The sequence below is a fragment of the Paenibacillus sp. J22R3 genome, assembly GCF_056269305.1.
This window is the reverse complement of record NZ_JBWDNS010000005.1, coordinates 347398-364838: the sequence shown is the minus strand read 5'-3', so window position 1 is coordinate 364838 and position 17441 is coordinate 347398. Positions and strand designations below refer to the sequence as shown.

Here is a 17441-nt window from a genome sequence, read left to right as displayed (position 1 = left end):
TCAAATCACCGAAGTTGCTCCCAAGTAGACCTCCTGGTGCGCTACATGGGCTCAATTCGCTGAAGTTGCTTCCAAGTAGACCTCCTGGTGCGCTACATGGTCTGATTTCGCCGAAGTTGCTCCCATGTAGACCTCCTGGTTCGCTACATGGGCTCAATTCGCTGAAGTTTCTCTCATCTAGACCTCCAGGTGTCCTACATTCCCGGTGAAAAGTAGTAACAGTTCAGGGCTGAGTGATCGTAGGCGATCTCTCAGCCCTTTTTGCATCTCGGAGTTAAACTCGCAGTGAATATGTTGCGCAACATGCAGCATTCTCTCCTAGCAGCAGCCTTTATATCGAATATGCTGCTCAAAATGCAACATTCGTATTGATTTTCGCCATATCTGGCCCGGATAGACCTGGAATATTGCATTTATCGCAATATTTGGTGATTTCGGTGCCTCTAGTCGGTGATATGTTGCTCAATAATCAACATTTCACCGACGAGAGTCGCCGAAGGAGGCGGCCCCCCTTAATGCTCCTCCTCATCGTCCACGGCAACGCCAAGCTGGCGATTCTTCTCCTTGAAGCGCGAGTTGTGCGAGGAGACATAGGCCGTCTTGTCGGCGGCAGGGTCAAGATAGGTTTTGACGCTGTTCGTCGCGTTCACGGCATCGGTGAACGTGCCTGCGATCAGATGCACCTTGCTATCGTGCACGACGAAATCGCCTGCTGCGAAGACGCCCGGGAGGTTCGTCTCCATTTTGCTGCTGACATGGGCGTTCCATTCTCCCATCTCGACGCCCCAATCGCGAATCGCGCCGAAGTTGTACCGCAGCCCATGGTTGACTATGACCGCATCCACACTAAGCTGCTCTACTTCGCCGGTTTCCATATGGGTAATCGACACGCGGTCGATGGCGCTCCCGTTGCTGCTGTGCAGCGCTTGCACAGCGTACGGCGTACGAACGGATGCGGACGATTGCCTCATCTGCGTCACGTTGCGCTCATGGCCGCCGAACTTATCCCGTCGATGCACGACGGTCAGGCTTGCCGCAATCGGCTCGATCATATTGGCCCAGTCGACCGCGGAGTCCCCGCCGCCGGAGATGAGCACATGTTTGCCTCGGAACTCCTCCAGCGACTGCACGGTATAATGCAGGTTCGTCACCTCGAAACGATCCGCACCTTCGATCTCAAGCTTTGCCAGCTCCAGAATGCCGTAGCCGATCGCGAGCACGACCGAGCGCGTCCAGTGCTTCTCTCCGGATGCAGCAGTAAGTATTATCGTATCGTCTGCTTGCCGCTCGAGGCCGATAATATGCTGACCGAGCACGACAGTCGGCTCGAACGTCATCGCTTGCGTCACTAGCTGCTCGATTAACTTGGCGCCAAGCGTAGGGGTGAGGCCGCCAACATCCCATATCATTTTCTCCGGGTAGATGAGAATGCGTCCGCCTAGCTCTTCGCGTGCTTCGATCAGCTTCGTCTTCATCTCCCGCATGCCGCTATAGAAAGCGGAGTAGAGGCCGGCCGGGCCGCCCCCGATTATGGTAACATCGAATAATTCCAGTTGATTGTTCACGTATGTGCCTACTTTCTTCTACTCTATTTAAGTTGGTTTCCGCCGCTGCTCGAAACGTAATGATTAATGGTTCATATAAATGAAAGCCCATGAAATAAATTCGCTGATACTGAGAATCATTATCACAATAATCATCATACAACGAAAGTAGGAGAAAGAAAATGAACAAAATGTTAATTTATAAATACAAAAGACCGAGCAGTGAGTCCCATGACTCTCTGCTCGGTCTATACTGTTGCAATTACGATTGTGGGAAGAACTGCGGCAAATAGTCTCTGTTCGCTTCCAGCATCTCATCCAGCAGTTTAATCGCGATTTCTACGCTCGGTACCAACGGATGGTGAACCATCGCTTGGAGCGCGATATCACGACTGCCGGAGACGGCTGCTTCTATTGTGAGCTGCTCGTAGGTTTTAACGGCATGAATTAAACCTTTGACATGCAGAGGCACATTCGTCAGAGGAAGGGGCAGCGGGCCGGTCTTCGTCACGACACAGTTCACTTCAATTGACGCGTTGTCGGGCAAGAAGTCAATCGTGCCATTATTAGCGACATTAAGCGTTTGGATGTCGTTCTTGCCGTTGTAAAGCGACTTCATGAGATTAACGGCAGCTTCGGAATAGTAAGCCCCGCCGCGCTGCTCAAGCTGCTTGGGTTTCTCGCTCAGATCAGGGTCAGCGTACAGCTGGAACAATTCATCTTCTACACGTTTCACGACTGCTGCGCGGTTGCCGTCTCGCTTGAAGGATTCCTGCTGTTCGGCCAGCATCTCATCGGTCATATAGAAATACTTCAGATAATAAGAAGGCAGTGCACCGAGCGAGCGGAGGAAATCCGGATTCCAGCCTGTCTGCGGCACGTTCTTGCCGCTGAAGCCTTCCGTATTGTTTAGCAGCTCAGGAAGCTTATCTACGCCGTTAACGTCTACGCGTGTCACCCAGTGCAGGTGATTCAAGCCAACGAACTCGGTGTAGATATGCTCCGGCGCTGTTTCGTATGTGGTAGTCAGCCATTTGGTCAGTCCGATCGGAGCATTGCACAGACCGACGCTGCGTACGTTGGAATGGGTGTGGATGGCCTCGGTAACGATACCTGCCGGGTTCGTGAAGTTAAGCAGCCATGCTTGAGGCGCCAGCTCCTCGATATCTCGGCAGATGTCCAGCAATACCGGAATCGTCCGCAATGCTTTCATCATGCCGCCTGGGCCGGTCGTTTCCTGCCCGATTACGCCGTATTTCAGCGGAATGGACTCGTCTCTGCCGCGCGCTTCGAGCATGCCGACACGCATCTGGGTGCTGATGAAATCAGCGCCTTTGATCGCCGTTCGGCGGTCTGTCGTCAGGTGCACTTCGATCGGAAGGCCGGAGCGTTCCACCATACGTTTGGCTAAATTACCGACAATGTTCAGCTTATGAAGACCTGCCTCAATATCGACGAGCCATAGCTCGCGTACCGGAAGCTCATGATGAAATCGAATAAATCCTTCAACCAGCTCCGGGGTATAGGAGGAACCTCCCCCAATAACAACAACCTTCAATCCGTCTGCCATCCCAGTCACATCCCATTCCATATCGTTAGTTATGCGTTATAGTTTGATATCATCGAATTCGCCAAGTGCTCGCATACGGGTATAAACATCTTGCTCAATCGTTAAGCCATCTGCTTCCATAGCAGACCAGACAGCGCCGAAGACCGGATCGACCGTCAATGTGACAAGTGTTGCCGATGGTGCGGCGGCCGATACAAGCTCTTCAACCGGCCCGCGAATCCAGCCGCCGCGGTCACCGCGTGTCAGAAGGCTGCCTGCCAGCACAACATCGAAAGTCTCGCCGGCCATCCCTAGGCGCCGCGCAACGGCGGCCACTGACTTGCCGAGCTCCGTCCCTTGATGGTGAAGGATAGCAATCGCGGCTTCATCGCCAAGCGCCGCTGCTTCAAACAGCAGCTTCGTGACGTCTACCGGCACCTTCTTGTCATGATCGAGGAAATCGTGAAACATCGTTTCAACATCGGGATATCCCAGGAAACGAAGCAGCAAATCAGTGAGCAGCGTTGGCTTCTCTCGACCATCCCAGGCGCGAATTACGGTACGGAATGCCTCAATGTTCAGCGAAGCGCCTCCGCCGAAATCGCCATGCATATATTCGAAGCCGCCGCATTGGATATGGACGCCTTCCCTGTTGCGGCCGGCGCAGTTGGTGCCGGTACCGCAAATGACCGAAATTCCATAGGAACGATCTGTTCCGGCGCGCAGTCCGATCATGGTGTCGCAAGTAATCGAGTAGCGAGGTAGGCCGATCGCGCTCACGATGGGATGCAGGATCCGATAATCCGCTTCCCGGTCAGCACCTGCCAGACCGAAATAGGCATGCTGTACATCCTCGTGGTTGATTCCCGCTTGTGTCAGTGCCGCGGATACGGCTTCGGCCAAGTGCCGAGCAGCGCCTTCTGCATCAAGCTGATGATTGCCGTTCCCGCTGTGTCCTTTGCCAAGCACATTGCCGTGTTCGTCTGTGAGCAGGGCGTGCGTTTTCGTGCCGCCGCCGTCTATGCCCAAATAATAAGCCATTATTGCCACTCCTGTCTCCGTAGGCTACCCCTAGTAATGCTTGTTTCCAAAAGGTCGATCCATTAAGTGTTTTCCAGCTGATTGTGCTTCATGACAGTTCCTGTTGATTGGCGGAGCACGAGCTCAGGGTCAATCCGCAGATTGGCTGCACGTTTCATCGATCCGTCGATTCGCTTAAGCAGCACTTCTGTAGCGGCCGCTCCGATGCGGTCAGCCGGCTGCCGTATCGTCGTCAAGAGGGGGCGCAGCAGCGTAGCGACCTGCTGATCGTCATAGCCGATTACGGCAACTTCATCCGGAACGCGAATGCCGGCCTCCATAAAGGCATTAATAACGCCGATCGCGATATAATCATCGCCGGCGAAAACCGCGCCCGGAAGCTGCTGCGCTTCGATCCATCGCCTAGCCGATTGATAGCCGAACTCAGCCGAATATTCGCCGGAAACGAGCTCGAACGGCTGGATGCCGGCTTCCTGAAGCGCCTCCAGGAAGCCATTGCGGCGTTCCCGAGTACTTCTAAACATTTCACTGCCGCTAAGATGCGCAATGGATGTATGTCCAAGCTCAATCAGATGTTGCGCCGCGGTATAACCACCTTTGAAATTGTTCACGGTAATGGAGTAGACATCATTCTCCGGTTTCTGATTATCGATCAGGACGTAAGGAATATTCCGTCGTTTCATTTCAATAATATAATGGTCTTCTTCAATCGGTGAGAGCAGAATAATACCATCCACGCGGTCCTCTTGGATCAGATAGTGACTGTCCTCCCGGCTGATGCTCTTCGTCACAGCTACAGCGAGGAAGTATCCCTGCTCAGCCAGAATACCGTTAATCTCATTGACGATTTCATCGAAGAAAGAATCCTGCATGGTGGTCATGATGAGGCCGATAATACCGGTCTTGCCCCTTGCGAGGCTGCGAGCGGCCGCACTTGGGCGATAATCGAGCTCCTTCATCACCTCAAGCACCTTCTGTCGATTCTTCTCGCGCACAGAACCTGCACCGTTAAGCACGCGGGATACCGTGACAACAGAGAGGCCCGACTTCTTGGCGACATCGAAAATACTAACCTTCATGCGTATGCATTCTCCTCCGGCGAGTAAAGTTAAAGCGGTTATACTTTAATTCAAAAAAATATAGGATCTAATCCCGATGATAATTAACTTGTTCGAATTCAAAGTTAAAGTGCTTTAACTTTTGTTTCTTTCCTTATTGTAGTGGAGGCCTCTCTGTTTATCAAGCATAATTTCTGTCCTTCCTATACAAGCTATCGCAAAAAGCATATAATAAATCCAAAATTACCCGTATTCATAAGCTGGAGCGCCGGAAGAGCTGACGAGCGCAATGGCGACTGAAGGCGGAGGAAGAGACAGACCCCGGGTCTTGTCTCTTTTTTCTTGCTTTTAGGGCTGTTTTTGCAACTGATTCGTATGAAGTGGTATGGTGTAAAGAAGCACTAGTAGGAGGAAGAACATGGCGAACGATTCGAGAAAAAACAAACATATTGCTAATATATCGCTTGGTATTATGGCAACGGGTTTCGCGGCTACGCTGCCTTTCGGCGGCACGGGGCTTAGCTTGCTGCATGTCGGCTTCGAGGCCGGTGTCATCGGGGGGCTCGCGGACTGGTTTGCCGTTACGGCGCTGTTTCGCCATCCGTTGAGAATTCCGATTCCGCATACGGCGCTGCTGCCGCGCAATCGCAAGAAGATGTCGGACGGTATCGTGCGCGTGCTCGAGGATCGGCTGCTTGCGAAGGAGAGCATGATCGAGAAGCTGCGGCAGATTGAGCTGGCGAAGCAGCTGTTGCCTGCTCTTCGCCAGGCGGCTCATTCGGCGGTACACAGCGAGCGTCTGCCTCATCTGCTTGAGGGAGCGCTGCGTACGATCGAGATGGAGAAGCTAGTCCCTATTCTCTCGGGGGAAATTCGCTCCGCGGTGGAGCGAATTGATTTGGAAGCAGCGCTGCGCGGCTTCTTGCGCAACGCCGTGGAGAATGGCGTAGACGAGCGTCTGCTCGATCTGCTGCTGGAGCGTGCGGAAGAATGGGCGAGCACCGAAGGGATGCGCCGCGAGCTGGGCAATGCGGCGATGCAGCTCGTGAAAGGGCTGAATCTGGGCGGCCTGATGCAATTTGCGGTCAACGCGTTTATCGGCTATCTGGATGAGGATCGGCTGGGCACGATGCTGCAATCCTTTATCCTAACGAAGATTAATGAACTGAAGGTTCAAGGCACGGATCGTCGTGCTGTTATTATGAAGCATCTGCATCAAGGGCTGGAGATGTTAATCTCACGTTTGGCCGAGACCGGACAGTTGAACGCGCTGCGCGATGAATTGCTTGCTTCCTTCGATCTGGATGGCGAGATGACACGGTTGTTCGAATCGCTGCGCGAGAGGGGCATTACGTTCCTTCATTCGGAGGATTTTGCAGCTAAGGTTTGGCCGATGCTGGAGGGGCTGCTTGATCGCCTGGAGGAGAACCACGGCTTGGTTCAGGATGCCGAGCATTGGTTGAAAGGGCAGATCGCCGGACTCATTGAACGCAATCACGCGAAGATCGGCTCGTTCGTCAAGGAGAACCTCGATCGTCTCGACAATGATCAGCTGGTGGAGTTAATTGAAGATAAAGTGGGGCAGGACCTGCAATGGATTCGGGTGAATGGTGCCGTCTGCGGCTTCCTGATTGGTCTGCTGCTCCGGTTAATTGAAATGGGCTTCGGTTATAACTAGCGCGAAGCAGCAGGCTGTCTCTTCTATTTCGCCTTATTTGTGAGAAACGGCAAATTAGTGAGGTAGAAGGAGAGTGCTTGCGATCTACTCCATTGTAAGCGTTATATTCGCGTCAGTTGGCTGGAAATGAGAACGAAACCGTTTGCGGCATTCCTTTACAAAAGACATGCGCAGGCGTAACATACGATTCATGCTTAATCTTCTGCTATAGCGCTGAATTTCTGAATAGAAATCGGGGGAACCACTCATCTGGGGTGAATCTTGAAGAACAGACCGCATGGTCGACGCTTCAAGTAGGGCGACTCTCACGCCCGAATCCGTCAGCTAACCTCGAAAGCGTATAAGAGAGGCAACGAATGTTCGTGCAATAGACACTTTGATGATAACTTGTGCCTAGAAGCCGCGAGAGGCGTTCCTCTGTGTTAAAGAGGCAATCCCCCTGCAGGCTTCTTTTTTGTGCGTTTTATAAGGTAAGGATGGTCACAAAGAAGAATAAGTTTGCGAAGATTATGTAAGTTTAAAGGTGTAGAAAGGAAGGCGAAGTTGTCATGGCTGGTTACCGCCGCAAAACCCCTGAAGAAATGCTCTTATCCATCTCCAAAATTCATCGCGGCCGTCTTAAAATTTATGTTGGTGCCGTGAGCGGCTCAGGCAAAACCTATCATATGCTGCGCGAAGGCCAAGCGCTTATGCAGCAAGGCATTGAGGTTGTGATTTGCGCAGTATCGACGATGCGCCGACCTGAAACGGTGGAGCAGCTTGCTGATTTGGAGCGGATTCCGAGTATTCATTGGTACAAGGGGGACGTGGAGAAGAAGGATCTTAATTTGGATGCCATTCTGGAACGGAATCCGGAGGTGCTGCTCGTTGACGGGCTGGCGCACGAGAACCGTCCGGAAGCGAAATTCCCGAACCGTTTGGAGGACATCCAATTTCTTCTGAGTCATGGTATCAGCATCATCACGACCGTGAATGTATACGAACTCGAAGGAGTAACCGAGCTTGCGCAGAAATTGACAGGCATCACAGCGGAATGTACGGTGTCCGCGGATCTGCTGGAATTGGCAGATGAGGTGCGGTTAATCGATGCTTCACCGGAAACGATTCTGTCACGCCTAAATGAAGGGCGTTTAAATAATATTAAAGATCCCGGGCTGCTCAAGCGTGGGAACCTCGGCAAGCTCAGAGAGATTGCGCTTCGGCTGATGGCGGAGGGCGTGAACGAGTCGCTGGAGAAATACCGCGAGGAGCAGGGCTTCATCGGGCCGTCCGGCGCGACGGAGCGCATCTTGGTAGCGGCGCAGTATCACTGGAATGGTTCGATCTATATCCGGCGCGGGCAACAAATCGCCAAACGTCTTGGCGGCGACTTGGAGGTTGTAGTCTTCGTCGATTCCAGCCAGGAGCCCACGAAGGAGAGAGATGACTTCAAGCGCTCCATTCTGAAGCTGACCGAGAAGGTGGATGCCGGCTTTAGAGAGATTCTGGTTAATAATAGAAGACAAATCCCGCGTGCACTCATTAAATACGCGATGCTGATTAATGCCACCCGTATTGTTATGGGGCATTCCAAGCAGACGCGTGCACAGGAGATTGCACAGGGTTCTATCGCGGGAAGCGTGCTGAAACAAATGCGCAACATTGACGTTTTCTTCATGGCGGACAGAGCCGATCATGAGGGGGAGCGAGTACTGCCGACGAAACGGGCAACCCCGAAGATGACAGCCGAGCCGTACCGGAGGCTGAGTGCGCAAGAGGTAGAGAAGAAGATCGAGCGGATTCGCCGCGGTAAATTCAAGGTCTATGTCGGCGCAGCACCGGGAGTGGGCAAGTCCTATATGATGCTTCGCGAGGGCAATGATTTGCTGCGCAAAGAAATCGATGTTGTAGTTGGACTTATGGAGACGCATGACCGCGCGGAAACGCAGGATCAGGCCGGGCGGCTTGAGGTTGTGCCTCGTCGGACAGTTGAATTCGATGGCCAGGTTTACTCGGAGATGGATGTGGACGCGATTATTGCGCGCAATCCGGAGGTTGTGCTGATTGATGAGCTGGCCTATAACAACGCACCGAGCTGCCGCAACAAACGGAGGTACGAGGATGTTCAGGAGATCCTGGACGCCGGCATATCCGTTATTGCGACAATGAACATTCACCATCTGGAAAGCTTGAAGGATGCGGTAGAGCAAATTACAGGGACTGCTGTAAAAGAGACGGTTCCGGACCTGATGCTGCGCGTTGCCGATGAGGTTGAGCTGATCGATGTGGCGCCTGACACGCTGCAGCAACGGATGCGGGAAGGTCATATTTATAAAATGTGCGACGTTGAGGACGCGCTCTGCGGCTTCTTCAAGACAGGTAATCTAATTGCGCTGCGCGAGCTTGCTTTGCGGGAAATCGCGGACGATGTCGATGAGCGACTGGAATCATGGGAACGCAACGGTTCGCTTCGCGGTCCATGGCGTCGTCACGAATCAATCTTCGTTGCGGTAACGGTGAACAAGAAAGCGGAGCGACTCATTCGCCGCGGCTTCCGAATTGCGCATAGGCTCAAAGCGGATTGGCATGTTCATTACGTGCAGACGGATGCGGTGCCTGGTGAAGAGGATCGGATTGCAGAGCTGCAAGAGTTGACGGCGCGACTTGGCGGTACGTTCGAGGTCGAGCACAATGTCTCGCGTAACGATGTACCTGCTGCTTTGCTGGCGAAGGCGAACGTGTTGAAGAGCTCCCAAATGGTGCTCGGTCAATCCGGTCAAGGCTTCTGGAGCAAGCTGCGGAATAAATGCGTGGTCGACACCATTCTGCGTGATGGACGGCATATGGATGTGCTTGTTGTAGCGGATTTTAATCCAAACATCGAAATTGGAGAAGAATAGATACTGGGGTTTAGGTACACATTTATTCACAAGCATGGATATCCATTAAACTTGGTAATATGTGAGATTACCTGACAATTTAAAAATTTAAATTGAAACAAGACTTTTTTCTTGATAGAATCTTTAGTGTATTAAAGATGACTTTAGGGGGAAACAGAATGAAAAAGTGGTATATTATAGCTATTCTTACATTAGTGACAGCGGTAATTCTCTCTGGTTGTGGTGCGAAGAACAGTAACAATAACAACACAGGCAGCGAAGCAGGCAACAGCAGTGATGATACAACGTACATGTTTGCAACAGATGCGGCTTATGCTCCAATGGAATATATGGACAAAGACAAAATCACGGGCTTCGACATCGAATTCCTTGACGCCGTTATGGATGAAGCCGGCCTAAAGCATGAAGTGAAGAACACGGGCTGGGATGGCATGCTGGTTGGCGTAGAGAAAGCTACAGAGTTCCAAGCAGGAATCTCGAGTATCTCGATCACAGACGAGCGCAAACAAACTTACGACTACTCTATGCCGTATTTTGAATCCATTAACGTCATTATGGTTAAAGAAGGCAGCGACATTAAGAGTGCGCTTGACTTGAAAGATAAGAAGGTTGCTGTTCAAACCGGTACTACAGCTGACATCTTGATGACGGAGATCATGGGTAACAGCAACACGGATTTGAAGAAATTCGACAGCAATGCCGTTGCTTTGCTTGAGCTGGATCAAGGCGGCGCAGATGCGGTTGTGGCCGATATTGCGATCGTTCGTGATTACATCAAGAATAACCCGGATAAGAAATACCAAGAAATTTCGGATACAACAAACTTCACGCCGGAGTATTACGGCATTCTGTATCCGAAAGGCAGCGAATTGAAAGCGAAGCTGGACCCGGCGATTAAGACAATCATCGAGAACGGCAAATATGCAGAACTGTATAAGAAATGGTTTGGCGAAGAGCCGAATACGGCTAATCTGTTGAAGTAAGAAAGCGCCAAGGGCATGCGTGATTGCGCATGCCCTTTTGTTCGCTTAGCCTATCATCGATGTAAAGAAGACGAAAGGGCGAATTGGGATGGATTTAAGATTTAGATTTGATATCATTATGGATTATGCGCCGCTTCTACTGAAGGGGACGCTGTATACCATCGGGATTTCCTTATCGGGGATTTTGATCGGTTCGATCTTGGGATTACTCGTTAGCTTCGGCAAAATGTCGACTCGCTGGTTTCTTCGGTGGCCGATGCAGTCTTACATCAATTTCTTCCGCGGAACTCCGCTGCTTGTGCAGATTTATATCGTGCACTTCGGTCTTATTCCGTTCGTTTACGGTAAAACGAATGCGATTGTTGCGGCTATCACCGCTTTATCTTTGAATGCTGCAGCCTACACGGCTGAAATATACAGGGCTGGTATTCAGTCCATCGACAAAGGTCAGACAGAAGCGGCGAAATCGCTTGGTATGACGCATGCTCAAACGATGCGTTTCATCGTGCTCCCGCAGGCGATCAAACGGATGATTCCGGCTTTCGGTAACGAATTTATCGTCCTTGTGAAGGACTCCTCGCTGGTTGCGCTTATTACGGCGCCTGAGATTATGTATTGGAGCAACGTCATGAAGGGGCAGTACATTCGTGTATGGGAGCCGTACCTGACAGCTGCGCTCATTTACTTCATTCTTACTTACTCATTAAGTAAGCTGCTCAATGCGTTGGAAAGGAAAGTGTAATGCACATGAGTCCAATCATTCAAGTAACCGGGTTGTCCAAAGCGTTCGGCACGAATGTCGTACTTAAAGATATTAACGTAGATATCAGCAACCAAGAAGTTGTCGTTGTCATCGGTCCTTCCGGATCAGGCAAATCGACGTTTCTGCGCTGCCTTAACCTATTGGAAGAACCGACAGGCGGCAACATTGTGATCGAAGGCCAGTCGCTGATGGATAAGAATACGAGCATCACAAGCATCCGTACCGAAGTGGGTATGGTGTTTCAGCAGTTTAATTTGTTCCCGCATCTGAAGGTGCTGGACAATATTACGATTGGTCCGATTCAAATTCGCAAATGGCCGGCTCAGAAAGCACGCGCCAAAGCGTTGGAGCTGCTCGAGAAGGTAGGCTTGTCCGACAAAGCGAATGCTTATCCGGCTTCGCTGTCCGGCGGTCAATCCCAGCGCGTCGCGATTGCGCGTGCGCTTGCGATGGAGCCGAAGATCATGCTCTTCGACGAGCCGACATCGGCGCTCGATCCGGAGATGGTAGGCGAGGTGCTTGCGGTTATGAAGCAGCTCGCGAAGGAAGGCATGACGATGGTTGTCGTCACGCATGAAATGGGCTTCGCCCGCGAAGTAGGCGACCGCGTCATCTTCATGGAGCAGGGCTACATCGTCGAGCAAGGCACGCCGGCACAGATCTTCGAGCATCCGCAGCAGGAGCGGACGAAGGCGTTCTTGTCGAAGGTGCTTTAAGGAACTTAACTAGAAAAAGCACCAATCTCAATGCCATATGCGGCATTGGATTGGTGCTTTTCAGTTTGCCAGAGGAAGTCTCGGCAGCACTTTTTGGTCTATATATGATTGAACAAACTTTAACGGTTGTCAGAGTGGCTATTTTATGTAAATAAGCCTTTTTGACAATCTAAAGGTTGTGAGAGAACTTATTTGCAATAAATGGGTCGAATTCCAGAGGAGAACGTTCAAATAAGCTTACTGGCAACCGTTAGCATTTAAAAATGCTGGATTTATACCGAATAACCACTGTCACAACCGTTAAAGTTGGAATGCGAAGAAGCATGCGCTCATCGCGTAGGACAGGACATAAAGAAGATTGCCTTCTTGCCGTGCCGGAAGGTATTCAACCGACGTATTATCAACGTGAATTTCTCGACACACTGAAAAACACCAATCTGCAGCCAATAAGGCTGTTCAGATTGGTGTTTTCGTACGTCTAGCTTTCTAGAACGCCCAGTTGCCGTTGCGGAAGATCGTTTCCGTCGTGCCGTCGACGCGCTCGCCTTCGATGTTCAGCTCTGCGGAGCCGATCATGAAGTCCACGTGCACGAGGCTGTTGTTGAGGCCGTTCGCGACTTGTTCTTCCTCGTTCATCGTTTTGCCGCCTTCAATACAGAAAGCATAGGCTTTGCCGATTGCCAAGTGACAGGAAGCATTCTCGTCAAACAGCGTGTTGTAGAACACGAGGTTCGTATCCGAGATTGGGGAACGATGGGGAACAAGCGCGACTTCGCCGAGGTAAGCGGCGCCTTCGTCTGTGGCGACAAGGTTCTTAAGGACTTCAAGTCCTTCTTCGGCTTGCACGTCAATGATTTGACCGTCCTTAAACGTCAGCGAGAAATCCTTGATCAGGTTGCCGCCGTAGCTAAGCGGTTTCGTGCTGGACACAGTTCCATTCACGCCGCCTCTAAGCGGGGCAGTGAACACTTCCTCTGTCGGCATGTTCGCGACGAAGATATCGCCCTTCGCGTTCTCGCTGCCTGCGCTGATCCAGATATGGCCCGGTGCCAGCTCAATCGTGAGATCGGTTCCCGGCGCTGTATAGTGCAGCTTGCGGAATTTCTTCTCGTTCAAGTGCGAAGCTTTCGTATCCAGCACTTCAATGTGCGACTTCCAAGCAGCGACAGGATCTTCTTCGTTCATGCGAGTTGCTGCGAAGATGGCATCCCATAGCGCATCCTCTTGACCGCTTGGCTCCACATCCGGGAACACTTTAGCCGCCCAATCCGGGGATGGAACGGCGACGATGGACCAGCTGACTTTGTCGGACATGGTGTAGCTTCTCCATGTCTTCAGCGCGATGCCTGCCGCTTTGTTCGCATTGGCGATGCGCTCAGGCTTCGTGCCTTTCAGCAGATCCGGGTTAGGTGCGATGATGCTGAGGAATGCCGCGTTATCAGCAGCCATCTGCTCCCAGCCTTTTGCACGCCATTCCGGATATTCTGTGAAAGCTTCATCTGGGGCAAGCTCGTATTTGGTGCGAGTGACGACATCGTCATTCCACTCTACATGAACGTTTTTGGCGCCGACTTCATAAGCTTTCTTCACGACAAGACGCACGAAAGGCGCGCATGACAGGGATGTAGAAATCACTAAGGTTTGGCCAGGCTGAACATTTACGCCGACCTCAACGGCAAGAGCTGCGTAACGCTCGAGTTTTTCTTGAAAATTAGGCAATGGACTCACTCCTACAAGGCAGAATAAATTTATTCTAACATATAACCCTACTTTTTCCCTAAGGGGGGAATTTCTCGGAGGGCAGCAGGGGTCGATCATTCAACTTTGGTTGCAGGGGCAGGCAGTATAGGGTGTATACTAATAGAGATTATAGGAGGTGCGTCATGACGCCATTTACGCAACAAGTAATAGCAGTTATCGCGAAAATCCCATCAGGCACGGTCATGACGTACGGTCAGATCGCGGCACAGGCCGGCAGCCCAAGAGGGGCGCGGCAGGTGGTGCGTATTCTTCATTCCATGAGCGAGAAGCATGGACTGCCATGGCACCGCGTCATTAACGGAAAAGGCGAGATCGCCATCGGCGACGGTGACGGGCGCTACATGCAGCGTGTGTTGCTTGAGGGTGAAGGAGTCTACGTGAGTCCCGCCGGCACGATCGATTTGGGGGAATTCCGCTACGAGCCTGAACCGAATTATTAAGGAATAGAAAGAAGGATTACAGGTTGCCCAGACTCATCTATGCTGCACTTCTGCTGTTAAGCCTCATTTGGGGCGGTTCGTTTTATTTTATCAAACTATTGCTGCATGACTTTGGCCCGTGGTCGATTGCGTTTCTGCGATCATTCTGCGGACTGGTTGTTGTGCTGTTCATTATGCTGATCTTCAAGAAGCCTTTTGCTTTCCGCAGCCTGCCCTGGCCGGCGATGTTTATCATGGCACTGATCAATACGGCGCTGCCTTGGACCTTGATCGGATTCAGCGAGCAGCATCTGACGAGCAGCATGGCTTCGATCTTGAATGCGATGACACCGGTGTGGACGATCATCGTGGGCATTCTGTTCTTCAAGAGCAAGTCGCATTACATGCAGTGGGTAGGCATCGGTGTAGCGACAATCGGCCTGGTGATTCTGCTCGGCATTCGTCCCGGCGCGCTGCTGTCGGTCAACGGCATTGGACTAATCGGCATGCTGACGGCTACGTTCTGTTATGCTGTGGGCTCGCAATTGTCCAAAAGGCTGTCCGTGCGAGGCTGCTCCATGTACCAAATTACATACGGCACGCTGCTTAGCAGTGCGATCGTCAGCGGCACGCTGGCATTTTCTACGGAGTCGATAACGTGGGGGCATGTGAGCGATATGAGCAATGTGCCGCATATTATCGGGCTTGGGATTTTCGGCTCGGGCTTCGCCTATATCTTGTTCTACTATATGGTCGAGAAGGGCAGCGCAGAATTCGCCTCCATGGTCACGTATTTGGTGCCTTCTACCGCGCTGATTTGGGGCTCGGTTCTTCTAGACGAAGCGATCAAATGGAACATGCTCGCAGGGCTCGTTATTATCCTCTTCGGCGTCTTCCTGGCAAGCCGGAAGCCAAGACGAGAGGCAGCGTTGAAGCCGCGAAGCGTTCATTGAACAAGAAGTATCGCGAAGATATGTTCAAACGATGGACCCGTTTTTGGCTGTCATTTTGCATGCAGCTCGAAGGCGGGTTTGCTTGCGGCAGTAAAGCGATGTTCGTTTACAGCAGGTAGGAGGAAATATCCAGTTTTGGGCAAATTACTATAAGGATACAAGGTGAGATGTTGGTACATTGCAGCAAGAGGTACAATTAAGGTAGTAACTTTTGGCAGAATGAATAAAGGGGGCAATATCTTGTCTTTCGTGACACGGCTTCAGTGGTTCTTTAAACTCAGATGGATGCATTACACGCTTGCCATCAGCTTGATGACGGTGGTGAGCCTGTTAACGACGGTTCCGCCGAAAATGATCGGGAACACCATTGACCGCATTCGCGAGCACACGCTGACGGCTTCTCAGCTGAGCAGCACCGTGCTGCTGCTGGTTAGTCTCTCTTTGCTCTTATATGTGCTCGTATATATTTGGATTACAACGCTGTTCGGCAACTCGGTGCTGATCGAGAAGCTGCTGCGCGGACGGTTTCTGGCTCATATGACTCGTATGACGCCTTCGTTCTTCCAACGGAACAATACCGGTCAGCTGATGGCGCTGGCTACCAACGATATTCTGGCCATAGGCAATACGGCGGGGTACGGGGTGATGACGCTTGTGAATACGCTCGTGGGCGCATCGGTCGTCATCATCACGATGATTTCGCTGATCGACTACAAGCTTATGATCGCCGCATTAATTCCGCTGCCGCTGCTGGCCATCGTCATCAACAAGCTGGGGAAACGAGTCCGGGTTCGGTTCATGGCGGCTCAGGATGCTTTTGGCAAAATGAACAACCATGCACTGGAGTCCATCTCGGGTATACGAGTTGTTCGTTCCTACGTGCAGGAAGAGCATGATCTGACTGCATTTGACCGGGTGACGACGGAGGTTATGGATCGCAACCGTGAAGTTTCTATTCTTAATGCACTGTTTCAGCCGCTTATCTCGCTTATTGTGGGTGTCAGCTACTCCATCGGCATCGGCTATGGCAGTTATCTGGTATTTCACGATGAGATTACGCTGGGACAGTTAATCTCCTTTAATATTTATTTAGGGATGTTAATTTGGCCGATGATTTCTTTCGGTGAGTTTATCAACGTCCTGCAGCGGGGTAGTGCCTCTGCGGATCGGTTGGAGCAAGCGTTCAAGCAAGAGCCGGATCTTGCGGATATAGCATCACCGGTAGAGGTGGCCACTCCGACGACGATTGAGATGAAGGAGCTGACGTTCACCTACCCAACAGCCAATCAGCCTAGTTTGCGCGAGGTATCGTTCACGCTTGAGCGTGGGCAGACGCTTGGCATCGTTGGCCGTACGGGAAGCGGGAAGAGTACGCTGCTGAAGCAGCTTCTAAGACAATACCCCGTTGATTCGGACAAGCTGTTTATCTCGGGGGTGCCTGTTGAACAGATCGCCATCGACCAAGTGAAACGCTGGATCGCCTATGTGCCGCAGGAGCATCTGCTGCTCTCGAAGTCCATCAGCGACAATATCGCGCTCGGCAAACCTCAGGCTACGGAAGCCGAGATTGCAAAAGCAGTCGAGATGGCTTCCTTCACCTCGGATATCGCCGCGATGCCGGAAGGGCTTGGCACGATCGTCGGCGAGAACGGCGTCATGCTCTCCGGCGGTCAGAAGCAGCGGCTTGCCATCGCGAGGGCGCTGCTTATCGATTCAGAGATTCTGCTGCTGGATGACGCTTTGTCGGCGGTGGATGCCAGAACGGAAAGCCGCATCCTGCATCATATCCGCCTGGAGCGGGCAGGCAAGACGACCTTCATCGCCACGCACCGCTTATCTGCCGTCAGCCACGCGGATTGGATTCTGGTGCTCGATGATGGGCGCATTGTTGAAGAAGGCACACACGAAGAGCTGATGCATTTCGGCGGCTGGTACAGGCAGCAATGGGACCGCCAGCAGATGGAAGCTAGTTTGGAAGACTAGCTACACTAGGCTCGATTAGCGGCCTTAGTGAGATAGGTCTGTCTAAACTAGGCGCGATTAGCGGCGTTAGTGAGCTAGGTATATCGGAAATAGGCGCAAGCCAACAAATTAGCC

General features: G+C 51.8%; 14 protein-coding genes and 1 riboswitch. Of the genes, 9 read left to right on the top strand and 5 right to left on the bottom strand.

Annotated elements, in window-relative coordinates:
* Positions 1–512: 512 nt before the first annotated feature.
* From AC0YN4_RS22845 to AC0YN4_RS22830, 4 genes are all read right to left on the bottom strand, one after another.
* Entirely contained in the window at positions 513–1565 is a 1053-nt protein-coding gene (locus AC0YN4_RS22845) for an NAD(P)/FAD-dependent oxidoreductase (RefSeq protein WP_475782780.1), read from the bottom strand.
* Positions 1566–1806: 241 nt separating this feature from the next.
* Entirely contained in the window at positions 1807–3114 is a 1308-nt protein-coding gene (locus AC0YN4_RS22840) for a 6-phospho-beta-glucosidase (RefSeq protein ID WP_475836849.1), read from the bottom strand.
* 36 nt (positions 3115–3150) lie between these two features.
* Complete coding sequence (locus tag AC0YN4_RS22835) at positions 3151–4134, bottom strand: N-acetylglucosamine kinase (protein ID WP_475782778.1); 984 nt, start codon at positions 4132–4134, stop codon at positions 3151–3153.
* A gap of 62 nt (positions 4135–4196) precedes the next feature.
* Positions 4197–5213, bottom strand: a complete 1017-nt coding sequence (locus AC0YN4_RS22830; protein WP_475782777.1) for a LacI family DNA-binding transcriptional regulator — start codon at positions 5211–5213, stop codon at positions 4197–4199.
* 397 nt (positions 5214–5610) lie between these two features.
* Here AC0YN4_RS22830 and AC0YN4_RS22825 point away from each other — a divergent pair, with 397 nt between their 5' ends.
* The 5 genes from AC0YN4_RS22825 to AC0YN4_RS22805 all read left to right on the top strand — a co-directional run bounded on the left by AC0YN4_RS22825 (position 5611) and on the right by AC0YN4_RS22805 (position 12211).
* Positions 5611–6870, top strand: coding sequence for a DUF445 domain-containing protein (locus AC0YN4_RS22825; protein WP_475782776.1), 1260 nt, complete (start codon positions 5611–5613; stop codon positions 6868–6870).
* 201 nt (positions 6871–7071) lie between these two features.
* A riboswitch (cyclic di-AMP (ydaO/yuaA leader) is annotated at positions 7072–7224 on the top strand.
* 194 nt (positions 7225–7418) lie between these two features.
* A complete protein-coding gene (locus AC0YN4_RS22820; RefSeq protein ID WP_475836848.1) occupies positions 7419–9749 on the top strand; it encodes a histidine kinase in 2331 nt (776 codons plus the stop codon).
* A gap of 158 nt (positions 9750–9907) precedes the next feature.
* A complete protein-coding gene (locus AC0YN4_RS22815; protein ID WP_475836847.1) occupies positions 9908–10732 on the top strand; it encodes a basic amino acid ABC transporter substrate-binding protein in 825 nt (274 codons plus the stop codon).
* Between the two features lie 88 nt (positions 10733–10820).
* Positions 10821–11474, top strand: coding sequence for an amino acid ABC transporter permease (locus tag AC0YN4_RS22810; protein WP_475782773.1), 654 nt, complete (start codon positions 10821–10823; stop codon positions 11472–11474).
* 14 nt (positions 11475–11488) lie between these two features.
* Positions 11489–12211: an amino acid ABC transporter ATP-binding protein gene (locus AC0YN4_RS22805; protein WP_475782933.1), complete on the top strand. Its 723-nt coding sequence runs from the start codon at positions 11489–11491 to the stop codon at positions 12209–12211.
* A gap of 486 nt (positions 12212–12697) precedes the next feature.
* Here AC0YN4_RS22805 and AC0YN4_RS22800 read toward each other — a convergent pair whose 3' ends face one another.
* Positions 12698–13930 carry an aminopeptidase gene (locus tag AC0YN4_RS22800; protein WP_475782772.1) on the bottom strand — a complete coding sequence of 411 codons (1233 nt, stop codon included), beginning with the start codon at positions 13928–13930 and terminating at the stop codon, positions 12698–12700.
* 164 nt (positions 13931–14094) lie between these two features.
* Between AC0YN4_RS22800 and AC0YN4_RS22795 the strand changes: the two genes are divergently transcribed.
* From AC0YN4_RS22795 to AC0YN4_RS22780, 4 genes are all read left to right on the top strand, one after another.
* Positions 14095–14412 carry an MGMT family protein gene (locus AC0YN4_RS22795; protein ID WP_475782771.1) on the top strand — a complete coding sequence of 106 codons (318 nt, stop codon included), beginning with the start codon at positions 14095–14097 and terminating at the stop codon, positions 14410–14412.
* Positions 14413–14435: 23 nt separating this feature from the next.
* Positions 14436–15344 carry a DMT family transporter gene (locus tag AC0YN4_RS22790; RefSeq protein WP_475782770.1) on the top strand — a complete coding sequence of 303 codons (909 nt, stop codon included), beginning with the start codon at positions 14436–14438 and terminating at the stop codon, positions 15342–15344.
* Positions 15341–15463: a hypothetical protein gene (locus tag AC0YN4_RS22785; protein ID WP_475836846.1), complete on the top strand. Its 123-nt coding sequence runs from the start codon at positions 15341–15343 to the stop codon at positions 15461–15463. Before AC0YN4_RS22790 ends, AC0YN4_RS22785 begins: the two co-directional genes overlap by 4 nt.
* A 118-nt stretch (positions 15464–15581) precedes the next feature.
* On the top strand, positions 15582–17327 hold the full coding sequence (locus AC0YN4_RS22780; protein ID WP_475782932.1) for an ABC transporter ATP-binding protein: 1746 nt from the start codon (positions 15582–15584) through the stop codon (positions 17325–17327).
* The last annotated feature ends 114 nt before the right edge of the window (positions 17328–17441 follow it).